17 protein-coding genes are annotated in these 17,918 nt (G+C 57.7%); 3 read left to right on the top strand and 14 right to left on the bottom strand.

Annotation, left to right across the window (positions count from 1 at the left end; genetic code table 11):
- Positions 1-15 precede the first annotated feature (15 nt).
- Positions 16-1,053: a 3-oxoacyl-[acyl-carrier-protein] synthase III C-terminal domain-containing protein gene (locus tag B0G73_RS20710; RefSeq protein WP_106283147.1), complete on the bottom strand. Its 1,038-nt coding sequence runs from the start codon at positions 1,051-1,053 to the stop codon at positions 16-18.
- A gap of 592 nt (positions 1,054-1,645) precedes the next feature.
- On the opposite strand from B0G73_RS20710, the gene B0G73_RS20705 reads away from it, so the two are divergent.
- Entirely contained in the window at positions 1,646-1,843 is a 198-nt protein-coding gene (locus tag B0G73_RS20705; RefSeq protein WP_106283146.1) for a hypothetical protein, read from the top strand.
- A gap of 104 nt (positions 1,844-1,947) precedes the next feature.
- Here B0G73_RS20705 and B0G73_RS20700 read toward each other — a convergent pair whose 3' ends face one another.
- Complete coding sequence (locus B0G73_RS20700) at positions 1,948-2,133, bottom strand: hypothetical protein (RefSeq protein WP_106283145.1); 186 nt, start codon at positions 2,131-2,133, stop codon at positions 1,948-1,950.
- A gap of 772 nt (positions 2,134-2,905) precedes the next feature.
- Between B0G73_RS20700 and B0G73_RS20695 the strand changes: the two genes are divergently transcribed.
- Positions 2,906-3,976, top strand: coding sequence for a GlxA family transcriptional regulator (locus tag B0G73_RS20695; RefSeq protein ID WP_106283144.1), 1,071 nt, complete (start codon positions 2,906-2,908; stop codon positions 3,974-3,976).
- Positions 3,977-4,899: 923 nt separating this feature from the next.
- A complete protein-coding gene (locus B0G73_RS20685) occupies positions 4,900-5,895 on the top strand; it encodes a GlxA family transcriptional regulator (protein ID WP_106283142.1) in 996 nt (331 codons plus the stop codon).
- Positions 5,896-5,952: 57 nt separating this feature from the next.
- On the opposite strand, the gene rfbD is transcribed toward B0G73_RS20685, so the two are convergent.
- The 12 genes from rfbD to B0G73_RS20625 form a co-directional block, all read right to left on the bottom strand.
- Positions 5,953-6,855, bottom strand: a complete 903-nt coding sequence (gene rfbD, locus B0G73_RS20680; protein WP_106283141.1) for a dTDP-4-dehydrorhamnose reductase — start codon at positions 6,853-6,855, stop codon at positions 5,953-5,955.
- Positions 6,855-7,403 (bottom strand): dTDP-4-dehydrorhamnose 3,5-epimerase, encoded by a 549-nt coding sequence (gene rfbC, locus B0G73_RS20675; protein WP_106283140.1) that lies wholly within the window; start codon positions 7,401-7,403, stop codon positions 6,855-6,857. Before rfbC ends, rfbD begins: the two co-directional genes overlap by 1 nt.
- Positions 7,400-8,287, bottom strand: coding sequence for a glucose-1-phosphate thymidylyltransferase RfbA (rfbA, locus tag B0G73_RS20670; RefSeq protein WP_106283139.1), 888 nt, complete (start codon positions 8,285-8,287; stop codon positions 7,400-7,402). The genes rfbC and rfbA overlap by 4 nt, the downstream gene beginning before the upstream one ends.
- Positions 8,288-8,290: 3 nt before the next feature.
- The gene (gene rfbB, locus B0G73_RS20665) at positions 8,291-9,352 is read right to left on the bottom strand and encodes a dTDP-glucose 4,6-dehydratase (RefSeq protein WP_106283138.1); all 1,062 of its coding nucleotides are present in this window, start codon (positions 9,350-9,352) and stop codon (positions 8,291-8,293) included.
- Between the two features lie 115 nt (positions 9,353-9,467).
- The gene (locus B0G73_RS20660; protein ID WP_181196605.1) at positions 9,468-10,475 is read right to left on the bottom strand and encodes a helix-turn-helix domain-containing protein; all 1,008 of its coding nucleotides are present in this window, start codon (positions 10,473-10,475) and stop codon (positions 9,468-9,470) included.
- Positions 10,476-10,694: 219 nt separating this feature from the next.
- Complete coding sequence (locus B0G73_RS20655; RefSeq protein WP_106283136.1) at positions 10,695-11,630, bottom strand: SIS domain-containing protein; 936 nt, start codon at positions 11,628-11,630, stop codon at positions 10,695-10,697.
- The gene (kdsB, locus tag B0G73_RS20650) at positions 11,627-12,418 is read right to left on the bottom strand and encodes a 3-deoxy-manno-octulosonate cytidylyltransferase (RefSeq protein ID WP_106283135.1); all 792 of its coding nucleotides are present in this window, start codon (positions 12,416-12,418) and stop codon (positions 11,627-11,629) included. The genes B0G73_RS20655 and kdsB overlap by 4 nt, the downstream gene beginning before the upstream one ends.
- On the bottom strand, positions 12,402-12,956 hold the full coding sequence (locus B0G73_RS20645; RefSeq protein WP_106283134.1) for an HAD family hydrolase: 555 nt from the start codon (positions 12,954-12,956) through the stop codon (positions 12,402-12,404). Before B0G73_RS20645 ends, kdsB begins: the two co-directional genes overlap by 17 nt.
- Positions 12,953-13,813 carry a 3-deoxy-8-phosphooctulonate synthase gene (gene kdsA, locus B0G73_RS20640; RefSeq protein WP_106283133.1) on the bottom strand — a complete coding sequence of 287 codons (861 nt, stop codon included), beginning with the start codon at positions 13,811-13,813 and terminating at the stop codon, positions 12,953-12,955. Before kdsA ends, B0G73_RS20645 begins: the two co-directional genes overlap by 4 nt.
- Before the next feature lie 114 nt (positions 13,814-13,927).
- Complete coding sequence (locus B0G73_RS20635) at positions 13,928-16,168, bottom strand: polysaccharide biosynthesis tyrosine autokinase (protein WP_106283132.1); 2,241 nt, start codon at positions 16,166-16,168, stop codon at positions 13,928-13,930.
- A 42-nt stretch (positions 16,169-16,210) separates the two neighbouring features.
- A complete protein-coding gene (locus B0G73_RS20630) occupies positions 16,211-16,648 on the bottom strand; it encodes a low molecular weight protein-tyrosine-phosphatase (protein WP_106283131.1) in 438 nt (145 codons plus the stop codon).
- A 2-nt stretch (positions 16,649-16,650) separates the two neighbouring features.
- Positions 16,651-17,724 (bottom strand): polysaccharide biosynthesis/export family protein, encoded by a 1,074-nt coding sequence (locus B0G73_RS20625; protein WP_258193391.1) that lies wholly within the window; start codon positions 17,722-17,724, stop codon positions 16,651-16,653.
- Positions 17,725-17,918: the final 194 nt, after the last annotated feature.

Genomic DNA, 17,918 nt, shown 5'->3' with positions numbered 1-17,918 from the left:
TTGACTTGCCCAGCCTCAGAATTTGAAGCTGCTGACGTTGAACGACATGCCGGCGCTGCCGACCCAGCACAGCACTCTGTCGCCTCTCTTCAACCGCCCGCCGTCTTTTGCCAGTGAAATGGCAGCCGGAATCGACGCCGAAACGAGGTTTCCCGTCTCCGGATAGATGTGATACATCTTGTCGTCGATCCCCACCTTGGCGCCATAACCCTGCCACGCCGCCTTGGAGGATGCGTGGGTGAAGACGATGTCGATGTCCTTCTTGGGAACTGGCAGTTTAGTCAATACCGCGGACAACTCGTCCGAATTTTTGTGAAGCTCATGGCCGAATGACGTGAAACGCATATCGCCGTTCTTGCCGATCCGTTCGGTCGGGTGGCAATACCCTTCATAGCCGGGAATTGGAATAGTGCACAGGTCCGACACTGCCGGCTTCGCGCGGAACGCGAACGTGAAGTTATCCGGCTCTTTGGCGACGAGCAAAGTCGCGGTCGCCGCCTCGCCAATCGTGAACGACGGCAACGTATATTCGATTTGAGCCTGGCTCTTCAACGCGAAATTCCCCGGATAGAGTGGGCCGCCCGCAAGCATATTGAACTCGGCATTCACAATCATAGCGTTTCTGTACTGACCCGACTTGAAAAGGCTGTCGATGATCGCCATGGCCCGGGTCCAGCTCATGCAGGCGTCGACCACATCGAAACACTCGGCGTTCACGAAGCCGAGCGTGCTGGCCATCATGTGGCTGTTGCCGGGCTCGAGGAAGCCTCGTCCAATACCGACATAAATAAACAACTCGATGTGTTCCGGCTTCAGATACGTTTCCGATAGCGCCTTGCGCGTCGCCATGGCGACGTGATCGATAGGCGACTCGTGGCTTTCACACCAGCGCCGGTTGACCAGTCCGCTTCTGTCGAGCAAGGTCTTGATGGTGCGCATCCCCCGGTCGATATCACCCTCGTAGTCCCTGGAATGGAATCGAATCATATCGATCACTTCCTCGTTCGTCACGATCCTGGAGGGCAAGCTGACGGCTACGTCTTTGATAAGCATAAAGAATCCATGAATAAATTAACGCGGTGGGTAGAAGTACCTTTTGCGCCATGGCACGCGAGTATCTGGGACGCCAGATACGCGGCCTCGCGGCGCTGGTACATTAACGCGTCCACCGCGATTCATGAAAAAAGTCGCGTCTGGTGTGTTGGCAATGGGGATGTTGGGTGGTGGGGAGGGCTGGAGCGCCGATGGTGCCGTCGCTGCGGATCTGAGCGGTGGCGTTCGGCGGCGTGTCCTTCTGCCTGCGTGAGCCCTTTTTCATGTCCTGTTCCGTCAAGAACGTGACCTCATCCGCCGCGCGCGTCCGTAGCCTCCTTTGAGCGACTAGACTTGGCTTCGGTCTTTCGAGGGGGCGCTTCTCTCAAGCGAACCCCACCCCTCGATCTTTCAGCCTGCCGCTCCCTCGGGCGGCAGGCTCTTTTTTTTGTGGACCGCTTCAAATTCAGGCAATAGTCGCTCGTGAGCCGGGAGGATCAGGCCGCTGCATGCGGCTCCAGCTTCATCCGCGACGGCGGCTGCTGTCGTAACCCGTGGGTCGAAGACGAGTACCGTTCCAGTGGGAAAACCGCGTGACGCTTTCGAGGCAAGCATGCAGCTACCGAACGTAGACAACTTCATCAAAGACTCGCAGCACGGCGTCACCTACAACATCTGCGCCTATCGCAAGCTTTCGGTTCAAGAGATGACACGCGCGATGCAAGTCTTTATACAACAACAGGGCAAGCGTCAACCGAAGCAAGGAACAGTCGTCAAGATCTTTTCCCTGCTCGGGTTGGGGGATCAGTAGCCGTGTTGAAGCCTGGGACGTCGATTGACGGAGGTTGAACGGGCTCGCCATTGCAGGTCTGCCGGCATGCTGCGCGGCAAGATGAACAGTGTCGACTAAACCGTCTAATCCAACATTGACAGCAGATCGGCGAGGTTCGTGTCGGGCAAGCGCTTCGCAACCATGTCCCAGAAGATCACGTCGTGCATTGCGCTCGCATCTTCCGCCGTCTTCCATTCGCGCGCACCGACGATCGAATCAGCCGTTTCGCGAGCTGCGGATACGATGGTCTGAATGTCTTGTTTCTGCATGAACCCGTTAACGGTCGCATAACGAGCTTATTTAGCCTCATGCGCAATCGTTTGCCAAAAAAGTTTAATCACTGCCCCCCGCACGGGACGATGCCAGCGGTGACCTGACTGAACATGGCGCATCACGGAGTTCAAGCGTCCGCTGTGCCCGAGGAGGCGGGACAAGACGGCCGCTCTGCGACTCAGGTGAACCGCGGTGCATGTGAGCACGCACTTGTACTTCGCGCATCCTGAGCGTCGGGCGAAATTCTACCTCTTCCGCCGCGCCGCACCGTTTTGCGGCGTTTATTGGAAAACTTAAGTCCGAAACGAGCACATGGTTGGAGCCGCCTGACGACTACCTGAGACAGGTATTCCCGACATCGGCCATGACGCTCGCCGGCGACACCCGCGGGGCCGCAAATGCACCACCTTTGATCAACCCGACATGCATTCACCAAAAAATATTTCGCCGCTAATGGACTATGCACTTTTATAGAGCAGAATTATCATATCGACGAGATAAATCGATAAATGGATGCACTTTGCATGCCGCCCCTGTCTGTTGCGAACTACGATAATCATTTCTCAATCTTACCCATTACGGAACGAATCAGGCGCTCAGCAAGGCTGTTCGCCATCTTGCCACTCAACTCCGCAACAGCCAATGTGTTGGTTAATTCAGCCATGAAATACTGCCAAGAGAATTACACGTATAGCATGATCTAATAAGAAAAAAGACGGAGTCTTGGGGAGAAGTCTCTGTAGAACACATATTTCCGGGGGAAAATAAATGGATTTGGTACATACTCTGCCGCGCAGTTCGCGGCACAGTGCCGTGCCGATGCAAAAGAACGATCTGACTCGCATCGACATCGCGCTGTTCAACGGATTCGCATTGCCTACGGTCGCCGCACTCATCGAGATTTTTCAGCGAGCCAATTCGCTGGTCGCCGCACCGCGATCCGGCCGCGCACGTTACGACGTCTCGCTGCTTTCCGCCGCGGGCGGACGCATCGCCAGTTCATCATCGGTCTTTGTCTGGACCGACGACGTCCAGTCGCATCGGGGCACCAATGAGCCGCACTTGTTGTTCATCGCAGGCGGCGCCGGCGTGCAGCAGGCATGCCGCGACGAGCGATTGAGCGAGTGGCTTCGCCGCAGGCATCCGTTCAGCGAGATCGTGCATCCGATCGCGGAAGGCCAACTGCTGCTTCAGGCCGCCGGGCTGCCCAGCCGGTACTGCCCGCTTCTCTACGGAGACAACGAAGCATCCGGGTTGCATCGGGCGCGGTTGACGGAAGCGCCGGGCGCTGTATCGACCGCGTTGCGTATCGTCGAAGAGGATCTCGGCGCCGATCTTGCGCGGCGGGTTGCCGAGTCGATCGCACCGCAACCCAAGACGCCCTTTAGCTCGTCGGTCACACTTGACGTGACGCCGCAGATCAGCGAGAAGATCCTCGCGTCGGCGCGCTGGCTGGAAGCAAACGTCGCCCGGCCTATCTCGATCGACGACGCGGCCCAGGTCGCAGCGATGAGCGAGCGCAACTTCCTGCGCCGCTTCAAGAGCGAGATCGGCATGACGCCCTCCGACTATCTGCTTCGCGCGCGCCTGAATATGAGTTGCCGGATGCTGATTGAATCGCGCCTGCCTGTCGACAAGATCGCGCGCCACTGCGGTATCGGCAGTGGCGGACAGTTGTCGAAGCTATTCAGGAAATATCTGGAGACCACGCCAACGGACTATCGAATGCGCAACCACGTGGCACTGCAGAATCCCAAAACACCGCTACCGGATCAACGGCGCGAGTTCGATCCAGGCGTTCTGATCGAAACCGACTACGCAAGTCAAGTCGAAGCGTAGGACACAACCCAGCGGCACTTGAAAGAACATGCCGCGTTGAGCGCCTTCCATGTCATGTTCAGTCAACAGCGTGACGCAATCCGCCGCTCGCGTCTTGAGTCCGCTTCGAACGAATACACTTGGCCTCGGCCTTTCGAGGGGCGCCTCTCTTGGTCAACCCCCAACCCCTCGATTTTTCCAGCCTGCCGCTCCTTCGGGCGGCAGGTTCTTTTTTTCCCCGTCATATCAGGGTGGAGTCGCGTGTGCCACTATGCGCCAGGCTTCTCGCGAGGCACATGCATCCGCGTCCTTGATTCATACGAAACCTCCCTAACGGAGCGCGCATGGATGACAAAGTGACTTACGTGTACGAGTACACGGGTGGTTTCGGTACGTACCGTACTACTGGAAAAGGGTTCGCATGTCATCTTCCCCTTGTTGGCGACAATGTAGTCATGAAGGTCGATGAACTGGGATTCGACGATGTTCTTAAAGTGAAGTCTCGACTCTTCGAGTACGACAAAGCAGGGGCATTGACCGTTACGTTCACACTATCTCATACGGTCACATAGGATCACTATGTATCGTCGACAAGTTAACTTTTTCGTTAATCGCGCGCCCTATCAGGCCCACACTCGATATTCAAATTCCCTCCAAGGATGAAGGCATCCTGATTCTTTGCTCGATACTCCATTAGCGCCCGTTCAATAGAGCCGCATTTCATTCCCTCTCAAGACTTACCCGCGTTTAAAATTAAACCCACCTCCTATCCGACGGATAAATCCATTTCTCCCGAAACACCCCATGACTTGCCAATTCTTGCCAACACCTTGGCAAATTCGGCCAGTCATTAATGCAGTGCAACAACGTTATGTAGCATTCGATCAAACAATTAAGAGCGGCTTAGAGACGGCCGGCAAGTCACTCATTTCCGGGAAAGTACGATGGAGTTTCTTTGCAACGTGAAGCATAAGAATGCACTTCAAGCACCCGCTTTGCCGCAGAGCACCGGCGCAATCCATATCGGCATTGCATTGTTCAATGGATTCGCTCTGCCCGATGTGGCTTCCATCATCGAGATATTCCAGTCGGCGAATGCCCTGAGTGACACCGGCGAGCCCCGTCGAACGCGCTATGAGGTCTCGCTGTTGTCGGCATCCGGCGGGCGTATTGCCAGTTCTTCCTCGGTGTTCGTGTGGACCGACAGTGTCGAATCGCGCGGGCACGACGATAACTTCCGCGCGCTTTTCATTGCCGGCGGCACCGGCGCAACGAACGCGTTCCGTGACGATCGTCTGATCGTGTGGCTTCAGCAGGCGTTTCCGAGAAGCGGCATGGTCCATGCCATCGCGGAGGGACGCCTGATGCTCGAAGCGGCGGGTTTCTCGAACGCCTACGGCGCTCGCATGGAGAACGAAAGTTACGCACGGAGCGCATTCCCGTCGCGACCTCTCGTCGACTCGCCCAGCCCGCTGCGGACCGCGTTGCGCATCGTTGGCGACGATCTTGGCCCCGAGGTCGCGCGGCAGGTCGCCGACTGGGTTGCGCCTCAGGGCGAAACGCAATTCAGTGCCATCTTGCGCAGCAAAACGGCATCGCATATCAGCGACAAGATCCAGGCATCGGCGCAATGGCTCGAGGCCAATGGCGCTCGCCCGATATCCATCGACGATGCCGCGCAGATCGCGGCAATGAGCGAACGGAATTTCCTGCGGCGCTTCAAGAGCGAAATGGGTGTGACGCCGTCGGAATACCTGCTCTATGTGCGACTCGACATGAGCTGCCGCCTTCTCGCTAAAACGAGCTTGCCCGTGGACAAGATCGCGCGTCGATGCGGCATTGGCAGCGGCGGACGGCTCGCCAAGCTGTTTCGCAAGCACCTGCTTACCACGCCGACGGAGTATCGAATCAGCAAACAAGGTTCGCGCAGTGCGTCCTAACGCACGCCGGCGGTAAATCCACGGTCTCTTTCCAGAGCTCCGAGAACTCTGGAATCTTCAAGCGGTGCGCTCGAATCGCTCGTCTAGCGTCTGAGCAAGCGCATCCCACCAATGGGGTCGCACAAGGCCGAATCGCTCGTCGAAGCGGTCGTTGTTGAGAGCCGAATTGCGCGGACGTGCCGCACGTGTCGGAAACGCCTCGCTCGGTACAGGCTCGATGTGCGTGACGCGTACCCGGCCTGACGGCGCGAGATTGCGCGCATAGTCGATGATCGCAGAAGCATAGCCGTGCCAGCTGGTCACGCCTCGCGAGGTCAAATGAAAAAGTCCGCTTTGAAAACGTGCTTCCTGACGCTCGCGCATCGCTTGTGAAATAGCGTGGGCAGTGACGTTGGCAAGCATTCTTGCGGGCGTCGGTGTGCCGAGCTGATCATCGACGATCTTGAGCGCTTCACGTTCTGCGGCGAGCCGAAGCATCGTCAGCATGAAGTTTGCCCCGCGTGTCGCGTAGACCCAGGAAGTGCGGAAGATCAGATGATCGCACTCGGACGCGATGATTGCGAGTTCCCCATCGCGCTTGGTCGCACCGTACACATTCAGCGGCGCAGTCTCGCTATCTTCCGTATAAGGCTCCGCCGACTTTCCGTCAAATACGTAGTCCGTCGAGAAATGAACAAACAATGCGCCCGCACTTTTTGCCGCGCGGGCCATTACGTCGACCGATTCGGTATTGACGAGCCGTGCCGTCACGCAATCGTCTTCCGCCTTATCAACCGCCGTATAGGCCGCGGCGTTGACAACGACGTCCGGGCGGTAAAACCTCATCAACCCGTCAAGCAGCGCCGGTTTGCTGAGATCCGCGACTTCCCGATCCCAACGAACTACCTCACCCAGCGGCGAAAGCGAGCGCGCGAGCTCCCAGCCGAGTTGTCCTTGCACGCCTGTGACCGCGATTCTCATCAGTAAACCTCAGCTTCGTTGAAGCGGCTACCGGCGGCGTCTTTCGACGAAACGAACGGAACACCGTTCAGTTCCCATTCGACGGCGATGTCCGGATCGTCCCAACGCAACGTACGTTCGTGTTCCGGATGCCAGAATGCAGTCGCTTTATAAAGGAACTCAGCAACGTCCGACAATACGACGAACCCGTGTGCAAAACCCGGCGGAATCCATAGCTGCCGCCGGTTCGAAGCGGACAGCCGTACGCCGACCCACCGCCCGAACGTGGATGACCAGCGCCGCAGATCGACGGCGACGTCGAATACCTCACCCACTACCACCCGAACCAGCTTGCCTTGTGGATGCTGGACCTGGTAATGCAGGCCTCGCAGAACGCCTTGCGCTGAAATCGAATGATTGTCTTGCACGAACGTATAGCCGCGCGCCACTTTTTCTTCGAACTCAACCTGATTGAACGTCTCGAGGAAAGCACCGCGTGAATCTCCAAACACTTGGGGCTCGATGACCTTCACGTCAGGAATTGCGGTATGTCGAACTTGAATGGTCATGTGTGGATAGTCGGAATGAGAGATGACAGATATCGGCCGTAGTCAGTCTTTTGCAAAGACGCCGCAAGGCGGGCCAGTTGCTCGGCATCGATCCAGCCACGCCGGAATGCGACTTCCTCCGGACTTGCAACCAGCAAGCCCTGTCTCTGTTGTAGCGTCGCGATAAACGTCGCCGCATTGATCAGCGATTCGTGCGTGCCGGTATCGAACCAGGCAAAGCCTCTGCCCAGCGTTTCCAGATGAAGGGCTTCGCGCTCCAGGTAATGCCGATTCACATCCGTGATTTCCAGCTCACCGCGTGCGGATGGCTCAATATTCGCGGCAATGTCGCAGACGTCGCCGTCATAGAAATAAAGACCTGTAACGGCAAAATTGGAACGCGGTTTCTGGGGCTTTTCCTCGATACTCAGAACCTTACCGCGAGCATTGATCTCCACCACGCCGTAGCGTTGCGGGTCGTGCACGTGATATCCAAAGACAGTCGCGCCTTTGGTTCTCAAATGCGCATTGCTCAGATGCGCCCCCAGGTCCGCGCCATAGAAAATGTTGTCGCCGAGAATCAGCGCGGACGGTTTCCCACCGATAAACTCGCGGCCGAGTATGAATGCTTGTGCGAGTCCGTCCGGCGACGGCTGTACAGCGTACGTGATCTGCATACCCCACTGACTGCCGTCGCCGAACATCGCCGCGAAGCGCGGCGTGTCGTCCGGCGTCGAGATCAGCAGGACCTCGCGAATGCCCGACATCATCAGCGTGGACAGCGGATAGTAAATCATCGGCTTGTCGTAGATCGGCAGCATCTGCTTGGAGATAACCCGCGTGATCGGGTACAGCCGCGTACCAGACCCGCCGGCGAGAATAATGCCCTTACGGTTCGAGTCCATCGTTCAAGCTCTCTTGAGTACGCTTTCGGGGTTCCAGCGCCGATAGGCGCCGGAGCGGATTTCCTCGAGCCACGCATCGTTTTCGACGTACCACTGCACCGTCGTCGACAACCCGCTCTCAAACGTCTCGCGCGGCACCCAGCCGAGTTCGCGACGCAGCTTCGTCGCATTGATCGCGTAACGCCGGTCATGTCCCTTGCGGTCCGAGACGAAAGCGATCTGCTCGCGATAACTGCCACTCTCGCGCGGCTTTATCCCGTCGAGAAGATCGCAGATGAAATGAACGACTTCGACGTTGGTTTTTTCGCTATCGCCGCCGATGTTATATGTCTCCCCCGGTATGCCACGGGCGAGCACTGTGCGGATCGCCTCACAATGGTCGCCAACATACAGCCAGTCACGCACATTGCCGCCGTCGCCGTACACTGGCAGTGCGTCGCCGCTCAGCGCACGTTGGATCATCAACGGAATCAGTTTCTCCGGAAACTGATAAGGCCCGTAGTTATTCGAACAGTTCGTGGTTAGCGTAGGCAATCCATAGGTGTGGTGGTACGCGCGGACGAGATGGTCCGAACTCGCTTTCGATGCCGCATAGGGACTGTTCGGCGCGTACGGTGTCGTTTCCGTGAATGCGGCATCGTTGGCCGACAGCGAACCGTACACTTCATCTGTCGACACATGCAGGAAGCGAAACACATTACGGTCCGTACCGTTCAGCCGCTCCCAATACAGCCGCGCGACATCGAGCAGTTCACCGGTGCCCGTCACATTTGCATCGATAAACTCGCGCGGTCGGTCGATCGAGCGGTCGACGTGACTCTCTGCTGCAAAGTGCACCACGGCACGCGGTCGATATTCTTCAAAGATCGCGCTCATGGCTGCGCGATCGCCGATATCGCGGCACACGAAAACGTGACGAGGATCGTCGTGCAGCGCTCGCAACGTGCCGTAATTGCCGGCATACGTCAACTTGTCGATATTGAGTATCGGCTCATCGTGTTGGGCAAGCCAGTCGATGACGAAATTTGCGCCGATAAAACCGGCGCCACCCGTGACGAAGATCATTTGAAGTTCTCTTAGATGACGGCTCTTACACTGTGAATCGTAAAGGCGCGACTATTTTTCTATCGGCCATATCGTTGGCGCATTCCGACATTCGCCAGTTACCCGCGTGGATCGCTCACACTGACTCATTCGGATCGATCGCGTCAGTCGCCGAATTCAATCCCTGCCGATTCGCATCACGAAACTCGCTCGGCGTGAGAGAGAGTCGACGTCTGAATATTTTTGCAAGCCTCTCGCCACTTCCCATTCCGCAACGTCGCGCGATCGTATCGATCGGCAAACTGGTTCGCTGGAGCAGACTGCATACGACACCCAATCGAATCTCAAGCAAATACTCCGAGGGCGTGATCGACACCTCCGCCCTGAAACGACGCAAAAAGGTTCGCTCGCTCATATTCGCGACCTCGGCCGCGTGAGCAATCGAGATCGGGTGCATATAGTTCTCTCGCAGCCAATTTGCCCCCGCTCTGATCGGTGGCGTCCATTCCATCGATGACGCGCCGACGGTTTGCGCATCAGGACTGCTATTCGACGCCCGAGGACTCGCATGTTTTCTCACAGCATTACGCGACGATGTGAGATAAAGCAGAATCTGCGATTCGATCTGCTTTCGCGCATGCGTGCTGGTCGCCGCCAACGCCGCAACAAACGATACCCCTGCTTCTGTCATAGACAACGCCAGTCTCGAGCGCGTGCGAGCGCTGCTCAACTGTCGTCCGCGCCGCGCGGTACTCGGCGAAGCCATCACGAATCGATGCAACGAGCTATCGCTATCCCACACGACGATATCGGCTCGCGCCACCAAGGTCGACACGACGCGCAACACTTCAGGATCTTCAGCCGCACCCACCCTGCACTCCGCACCGACTACGAACACACCGTCGAATTTCTCCGATAACCGCGGTCCGATCGCCTCTGTCCAGATCCGGATTGAAAGCGAGTCATCCACATACCCACCTCCAATCGACAGTAACGACACCTTGAATATCAGGCCAGGTGACGGCGACCTTTCCTCCCCGATACCGTCGCCGTGATCGCGATTAAAGATATCCGCCAGCGCGTCGACCTCTTTGATAGAGAACCCGGCGAATACGACTATCGCAATCTTCACTTCCGATTCCATGGAAGGCGCCGCGGCGCTCTCGGAGAATGCTCCTTTAGCTCTTGTGCGGTTTGTGTACGGGTGCATGTTCCTGTTTCCGCGGCCAGCGCTGGCGTGTCACCTATTCTCACCGCCGATATTACTCACAGCGTGCTGTCGACAACGATCGCTGGCTACCGGTGCCATGGATTTGTCTGAAATGACGCTAGCCACTGTGCGAAACGCACCAAGCATGCACCTTTACTTCTTAAAGACACCGACAATGTGCTGTTGTTCCAATACCAGTAACGAAGTAATCCGCCGTTCGTCGAGCAATGCCAACGCGTCCTGCACGCGCGTGGCGGGTGACACCATCGTGGGCCCTCTCGACATGAAGTCTCGCGCGCATTTTTCGAATGCATGAGGTCCGTGGAGCTCGATCAAGCGGCGAACGTCACCGTCGGTAATCAGGCCCCAACCCGTTTCGTCGCGAACGATTGCAATCCCAAGACTGCCGCGCGTCATCTCGCTGACGATCTCCATGACCTTCGCATCGGGTCCGACGAACGGAAGCTTGTCGCGCACCATCTCGTCACCCACGGTGCTCAGCAAGCGCCGCCCAAGCGATCCTCCAGGATGAAAACGCGCGAATCCCTCCGGCTTGAAATCGCGCGCCTCCATTAACGTCACGGCGAGCGCATCGCCCATTGCCAGCGTCGCAGTCGTCGAAGCGGTCGGCGCCAGTTGAAGCGGACAGGCTTCTTTCTCGACACCGATATCCAGATGGCAATGCCCCGCGCGCGCAAGCGTCGACTCACGATTGCCCGTCATTGCGATCACGAAGTTGTGATTGTTTCGCAGAAATGGGAGCAGCTGCACAACCTCGTGAGTTTCACCCGAATTTGAAATGGCGAGAAACACGTCGTCACTGGTGACCATTCCGAGATCACCGTGGTACGCCTCGCCGGGATGCATGAAAAACGCCGGCGTGCCGGTGCTCGCGAAAGTTGCCGCGATCTTCTTGCCGATGATTCCAGACTTACCCATGCCGCACACGATCACACGGCCGCGCGTTTCGAGAATACGCGCTATCGCCTGCGTATAGTCGTCGTCCAAGGCCGACGCGAGCGCGGCAACGGCACTGGACTCCAAAGCGAAAACCCGTTTCGCCGACGAGATGTAATCGTGAGCCGTCATGATCTCCCCGAAGCGTTCACAAACAGTATTTCCCTTACTCGCGCCACATCCTCGTTCGTATCGACACCCGGCGGCGGAGCTTCAGGCCATTCGAATACGCGGATGGCCATACCCAGCCAGATCGCACGCATCTGTTCCAGCTTCTCGAGTTCTTCGAGTTCGCATGAAGGTGTCTCCGTCAATCGGTAGAGCGCGGAGCACCGATAGGCGTAGATACCGATATGACGCAAGTACGCGGCCAACGGCCAGTCGTCCTGCGGAAGATCGCGGCAAAACGGAACCGCCGAACGTGAAAACACGATTGCCTGCCCTTGCGCGCCGACCACGAGTTTGACGACGTTTGGATCAGTCAAATGGGACACTTGGGTCAAAGGGACCGCGACAGTCGCCATGTCGAGAGCCTGCGCATTCGCGCAGAATCGCACGAACGACGCAAGCAACGGCTGTGGAACGAGCGGTTCATCGCCCTGCACATTGACGACGAGATCGTCTGGATTCCAGTTCAATTCACGCGCAACTTGCGCGCACCGATCAGTTCCGGACTGATGTTCGGGGTCGGTCATCCGGACCGGAATCCGGTATGCCTCCAGACTGTCGACAATCCGCTCGTCGTCTGTGGCCACCACGATACCCACCGTCTCGGGCAATGCCGCTCGAACGGCTCCATACACACGCACGATCATCGGTTCGCCCGCCAGATCGATCAGTGGCTTGCCGGGCAGCCGAGTCGACCCAAAGCGAGCTGGAATCACCACGTGGATCGAAGCAAGGCTACTGGACGATCGCACTGCGCACCTCCCCAGTCAAAAACGATTGATACATCTCGTCGAGCGTCATCCCGTCGGCCAACAACACGTTCTCTGCGACTTCACGAGCGACGCCGTGGCCGCCACGTGCGCGCGTGACATGATCCGCGTGCCGCAATACAAGCACGTGTGCATCGCCGGGGGCGAACGCGCGGCCGGCGCGCAACATCACCGGCAAATCAATCACGTCGTCGCCGACGTAGACGATCTCCTCGTCCTGCAAGCCCCGCTCCAGCTTGATCGCCTCGTACGCGGACAACTTGTCGTGGCTGCCGGTCACCACCAGGTCGAAACCGAGTTCTTTCGCCCGGCGTGTAAGCGGCGCACTCGATCGACCGGACAATACGCCCGTCGCAATTCCGTATTCCCGCAGCAGTCCGATCGCCACGCCGTCGCGTACGCTGAAAGACTTGAGGTGTTCACCTTCGCCATTGAAATGCAACGAGCCGTCCGTCAGCACGCCGTCCACATCGAATAGAACAAGGCGGATTTTTCCCCGATACTCTCGTGGCCCGCTCATTGAATATCCAGCGCCGGGAAGCTCTTGACCAGATCGTCAAGGTCCTTCATTTGCTGGAGAAACGGTTCGAGCACGGCAAGCGGAAGCGCGCTCGGACCATCACAGCGCGCGTGATCGGGATCGGGATGTGCTTCCAGAAAGAGACCGCCCAGACCAACTGCCAGACCGGCACGTGCGAGTTCGACGACCTGGCGGCGCCGGCCACCTGAAGCGGCGCCCCCCGGATCGCGATATTGCAGGCTATGCGTCACGTCAAAGATCGCCGGCGCGCCATCCGACGCTTCGATCATCTGCCGGAAGCCAAGCATATCGACCACCAGATTGTCGTAGCCGAACGAACTGCCCCGCTCGCACAGAATGACGTTGTCGTTACCGACTTCACGGCACTTGCCGACAATGTGAGCGACCTGCGTCGGGCTCATGAATTGCGGCTTCTTGATGTTGATCACACGGCCCGTTTTCGCAATAGCTACGACGAGGTCCGTCTGCCGCGCGAGAAATGCCGGCACCTGGAGCACGTCGACGATCTCCGCGACACGCGCGGCCTGCTCGACTTCGTGGACATCGGTAATGACCGGCACGCCGAACTCACGTTTGACAGCCGCAAAGATACTCAAACCTTCATCCATTCCGACCCCACGGTAAGAATGGATCGACGAACGATTCGCCTTGTCGAACGAAGCCTTGAAGACGAATGGAATGTTCAACTTCGCCGTCGTCTCGACATAGTGGCGGCACGCATACAGCGTCGAGTCGAGGTCTTCGAGAACGTTGATGCCGCCGAACAATACGAACGGCAGACGGTTCGAGACCGTTACCGCACCTGTGATTTCTACCGCACGATCGTTTATCTTCATCGCACACGTCCACGCCAGAAAGAGTTAGAACGGTTGACCTGAATCGCCCTGCTCAGAGATATCCGAGCGCAGCGATCTTCAGTCTTTGGGTCTCATGCACTGCACGCGTTGACGTTAGCTACGCGTCTCGCCACCGTATTCATAGGCTGCATAGCGATATGAGCCATATTTGGAGCCGTAGCCATACCGCGCGTGCGACAGATTCAGCCCGTTAAAGAGTACGCCGTTTGCCTCAACCCCGTTTTGGGCGAGCCGCTTGACCGACTCCCCAATCTCACCCGCTTTCGTCACCGCCGCCCGCGCGACCAGGAACACAGTGCCGGCGTTCGGCGCGAGAATTCCGGCGTCGGCGGCTGCGAGTGCAGGCGCCGTGTCAATCAGCACGATGTCGTACATCTTCGACAGGTCCTGGATACAAGGCGTCACCCGGTCACCTAGCAACAACTCTGCGGGATTTCGCGGCAGTGTTCCAGTCGAAACAAAGTCCAGTCCCGGAATCAGATCGCGCCGCACGACCTGCTCGAATGTCGAGAGCCCCGACACCAGCTCTGAAAATCCGCCACCGCGTTCAAATCCGAACGACTGATGCAAATGCCCTTTGCGCAAGTCACCGTCGATCAGCAGCACTCTCTTGCCTCCCGCCGCCAGCACCGCCGCAAAATTCACCGACACGAACGACTTACCGACGGCTGGCGCCGACCCTGTCAACAGTACGACGTTGTTTCGCGCGTTGACCATGGCAAACTGCAACGCAGTTCTCAGACTACGTAAGCTCTCGATAGCCGGATCGCTGGGCGAATCGGCGGCGAGAACGTGTGTACCCGCTTTCTTTGCGCTCGACGTCTTGGTTAACTCCTGTTGACGCTTACTCAACGGGATCGTCGCGTACACATGAAGCCCCGTGCGGCGCTCCAACTCGGTCGGATCGCTGATGCCGCGGAACAGCATGTTGCGCACAAAGGCAAGCACCGCGCCCGCAAACAGGCCGACGACCAGCGATCCCGCAAGGACGATCAACTTTTTCGGCTTGACCGGCTTCTCAGGAATCGCTGCCGTGTCGACAAGCCGCACATTCCCCGTCTTGCCCGCCTTGACGAGCTGCAATTGCTGAAAGTTGTTCAGCAACGACGTGTAGAGATCGGTATTGACCTGAACGTCGAGTTGCAACTGAACAATCTGCTGCTGCACGTCGGGCAGTTGCTTGATTCTGGAGGTTGCCGCATCGCTGTATTGACGCAACGTCGCAATCTGCGAGTCGATCGTGCGGATCGCCGGATGGTGTCCATTGAATCGCGCCGCGAGCCCTTGGCGTTGTTCCTCGAGTTCGAGCAGCTTGGTCTTCGCATCGACGGACTGCTGCAATACCACCTTCGCTTCCTCAGTCAGGTCCACGCTGCCGAGTTTGTTGCGTGCCGCCGTATAGCGTTGCTGGGCTTCGTCGAGACGCCGCTTGATCACCGGCAATTGCGAGTTCAGAAACTCCAGAGACTGCGCCGCTTCAGCAGACTTTCGTTCGACGTTCTGCCGGATGTACTGATCGCCCACCGCGTTCAACTCCGCCGCTACGCGCACCGGGTCGGTATCAAGCAGACTCGCGATCAATACGCCCGATTGCTTCACCTTCTCTTGAACGTCGAGGTTGTTTTGCAAGTCGGTGATACTTTTCATTCTCGAATGGCGTCTAAGGACAAACTGCGTATCCGGCTTGCCTCGAATGGATTTCACCCAGAGAAGGATCTTTCCGCAGCACGACGGCACTGACTCGACCCGTCCAACCTGACCGACAAACGGTTCGGGGAGATCGTCGCCGGTCAACCGGTAGTGCGTCGCGTCAATGACCGTCAAGCGGAATTTGTCGTCCTCGAGCGATGTCGGTACGTCGAACTGCGTCACGTCGATACGCTCATTTCCCCATGCATAGCCGCCCATGCCGAATAGGCCTGGCGTGGAAAGCTCCTGATTGCGGCGGGCTATCCAGTTCCCGATCAATGGAAAGTAGCGCGGCTGTGCGTCGATAAACAGTTTGAGATTGTCGACCGCACGCGTAACGACAAGGCGTGATGCCAGAACCTGACTTTCCGCAGCCGCCGTCGACTTCACGTCGAACAACGATGAAACATCGCCCAGCAGGCCTTTTTCCGCCGAGCTTTCCGGGCTGTCTTCGACCTGTATGAGCAGATCGGCTTCATAGACCGGATTGCTCAGAAACGCGTAGAGCGTGCCGGCCACGACGAAGAAGGCGACGACAATGCCGATCAGCCAACGGCTTTCTATCAGCACGTCGAGGATCGTGACGAAGTCCAGTTCCTCTTCGCTATCGGGTGCCCCCGTGGGAGGCAATTTAGTTTGCGTCATCAAATAGGTGCCAAGGTAGCGAGCGGAAAAACGCCCGCTCGGTTAAGCCACAATTTTGAGTCGCTCGACCCAGTCTTCGATCGCGCGGTCAATCAAGGTGAGGCACGCTTGAAAATCTGAACGCTCGCCTCCGTAAGGGTCGAAAATATCCTGATCAATGAATTCGCCCAGCCGAAATACCTTTCCACGCGTGGTCGGATAACGATCGACCACGCTCTGCTTCTGTTTTGCGTCCATCACGAAGATCGCATCCGACTGCGCACACAGAGACGCCGAGAGCGGCCGGGCGCGGTGATCGTCGATCACAATGTCGCGCTCGCGCATCAACTCACGCGCAATCCGGTCGGCAGGGTGGCCGATGAGCGCGCCCAGTCCCGCGGACTCGACCCGAACATGGCGCAGCCGTGCACGCAAAAGGCCGACCGCCATTGGACTTCGGCAGATGTTGCCAATACAGACCACGAGAACCGATTGGACCATGGTCAGTTACCCGATGCGGTTCGTTGCAGGTAGTACGCACCGGTCGCACTGCCCACCAGAGGTGTCACGACGCGGTACCACCTGATTACGCCTGGCGCGTCCACATACACGACGTCATCCGGCTTCATTTCAAACCCGGCGGCAAGCACCATTCCGGTCGGCGACTTGCTGTCGAGATGGAATATCTTCGGAAGCCCATCGTCCGATTTCGCACGCACCACGTAGATTTCACCCGCATCGCCGGTCAACTGGCTGACACCGCCCGCGTCGCCCAGTGCATCGCTTAGCGTCAGGTGACCATTCGTCTTGAAGACGACAGGCCCCGGCTTCACGACTTCGCCCGAGACCACGACCCGATGTTCGATTAAAGGTGGGACCCGGATCGCGTCCTGGTCACGGATCGCAATGTCCTTCGGATTGAGCCCACGCTTCAGCATTTCAGGAAGATTGATCCGATACGTGATGCCGCCGCGGGTCAGTTCGATTCTGCTCAGGTCGCCGGTTGCCGCGACGCCGTTTGCCTGATTCAGCATCTCGGCCAGCGTCATCGGGACATCGGTGATTTGCTTGACGCCCGGCTGGCGCACTTCGCCGTCGATATAGGCTTTCTGACTGCGGTATCCAATGACGCGCACCGTCACCTGCGGATCGTTGAGGTTCTGCTTCAGGTGATCGATCAATTGTTGCTGCAATTGCAGTTCAGTCAGCCCACTGGCCTTGATCTTCCTGACATAGGGAAACTGGACGTATCCGTCCTTACTGACGACAAAACCAGGCAGACTCTGCGCCGTCATACCCACCGTAGCCGGAGAAGCGCCCGAGTCCGTGCCGATCGCGTAACTGAGGTTAGGCATTACCAGTTCAGGGTGGTCCCAAACGATGATGGACAGTACGTCCTGCGCTCCGATCCGATAGGGCGCGGGTGGTGCGATCAACGATGCATAGCTGGTGTCTGCCGCAATGGCCGCCTTGCGAGTTGACGACTCCTGCTCGATCAGCTTGAACGTAATCGGCGTGATAACCGGCACTGAAGAAGGATCCTCGGGATCGATCGGCTTATGGGGATCGAAACTCATCCCTGGCGCAAATGCGCAAGCGCCAAGTGCAAGCACCGAACACAAGGACAAGCGTTGAATAAGTAATGCAAAGCGATTTCTCATTGGCAGTGTGCTAGGGCAGTATGGATCTGCAGACTTCGAAATGACCGACTGCAAAAGCGAAGACCCGTGGACTATTCGAGGGCCCTTGAATGTCAGTCGCGCTTTACGGC

This window comes from Paraburkholderia sp. BL25I1N1 (assembly GCF_003002025.1).
In the GTDB taxonomy this organism is placed as follows: domain Bacteria; phylum Pseudomonadota; class Gammaproteobacteria; order Burkholderiales; family Burkholderiaceae; genus Paraburkholderia.
This window is presented reverse-complemented; position numbering and strand designations above follow the sequence as displayed.

Excerpts from the sequence above, each read along its gene's own strand:
- B0G73_RS20635 (WP_106283132.1), bottom strand. The coding sequence starts at position 16,168 with ATGACGCAAACTAAATTGCCTCCCACGGGGGCACCCGATAGCGAAGAG.
- B0G73_RS20685 (WP_106283142.1), top strand. The coding sequence starts at position 4,900 with ATGGAGTTTCTTTGCAACGTGAAGCATAAGAATGCACTTCAAGCACCC.
- rfbB (WP_106283138.1), bottom strand. The coding sequence starts at position 9,352 with ATGATCTTCGTCACGGGTGGCGCCGGTTTTATCGGCGCAAATTTCGTC.
- B0G73_RS20710 (WP_106283147.1), bottom strand. The coding sequence starts at position 1,053 with ATGCTTATCAAAGACGTAGCCGTCAGCTTGCCCTCCAGGATCGTGACG.
- B0G73_RS20655 (WP_106283136.1), bottom strand. The coding sequence starts at position 11,630 with ATGACGGCTCACGATTACATCTCGTCGGCGAAACGGGTTTTCGCTTTG.
- B0G73_RS20630 (WP_106283131.1), bottom strand. The coding sequence starts at position 16,648 with ATGGTCCAATCGGTTCTCGTGGTCTGTATTGGCAACATCTGCCGAAGT.
- B0G73_RS20645 (WP_106283134.1), bottom strand. The coding sequence starts at position 12,956 with ATGAGCGGGCCACGAGAGTATCGGGGAAAAATCCGCCTTGTTCTATTC.
- B0G73_RS20660 (WP_181196605.1), bottom strand. The coding sequence starts at position 10,475 with ATGGAATCGGAAGTGAAGATTGCGATAGTCGTATTCGCCGGGTTCTCT.
- B0G73_RS20695 (WP_106283144.1), top strand. The coding sequence starts at position 2,906 with ATGGATTTGGTACATACTCTGCCGCGCAGTTCGCGGCACAGTGCCGTG.
- rfbC (WP_106283140.1), bottom strand. The coding sequence starts at position 7,403 with ATGACCATTCAAGTTCGACATACCGCAATTCCTGACGTGAAGGTCATC.
- B0G73_RS20705 (WP_106283146.1), top strand. The coding sequence starts at position 1,646 with ATGCAGCTACCGAACGTAGACAACTTCATCAAAGACTCGCAGCACGGC.
- rfbD (WP_106283141.1), bottom strand. The coding sequence starts at position 6,855 with ATGAGAATCGCGGTCACAGGCGTGCAAGGACAACTCGGCTGGGAGCTC.
- B0G73_RS20625 (WP_258193391.1), bottom strand. The coding sequence starts at position 17,724 with ATGAGTTTCGATCCCCATAAGCCGATCGATCCCGAGGATCCTTCTTCA.
- rfbA (WP_106283139.1), bottom strand. The coding sequence starts at position 8,287 with ATGGACTCGAACCGTAAGGGCATTATTCTCGCCGGCGGGTCTGGTACG.
- B0G73_RS20700 (WP_106283145.1), bottom strand. The coding sequence starts at position 2,133 with ATGCAGAAACAAGACATTCAGACCATCGTATCCGCAGCTCGCGAAACG.
- kdsA (WP_106283133.1), bottom strand. The coding sequence starts at position 13,813 with ATGAAGATAAACGATCGTGCGGTAGAAATCACAGGTGCGGTAACGGTC.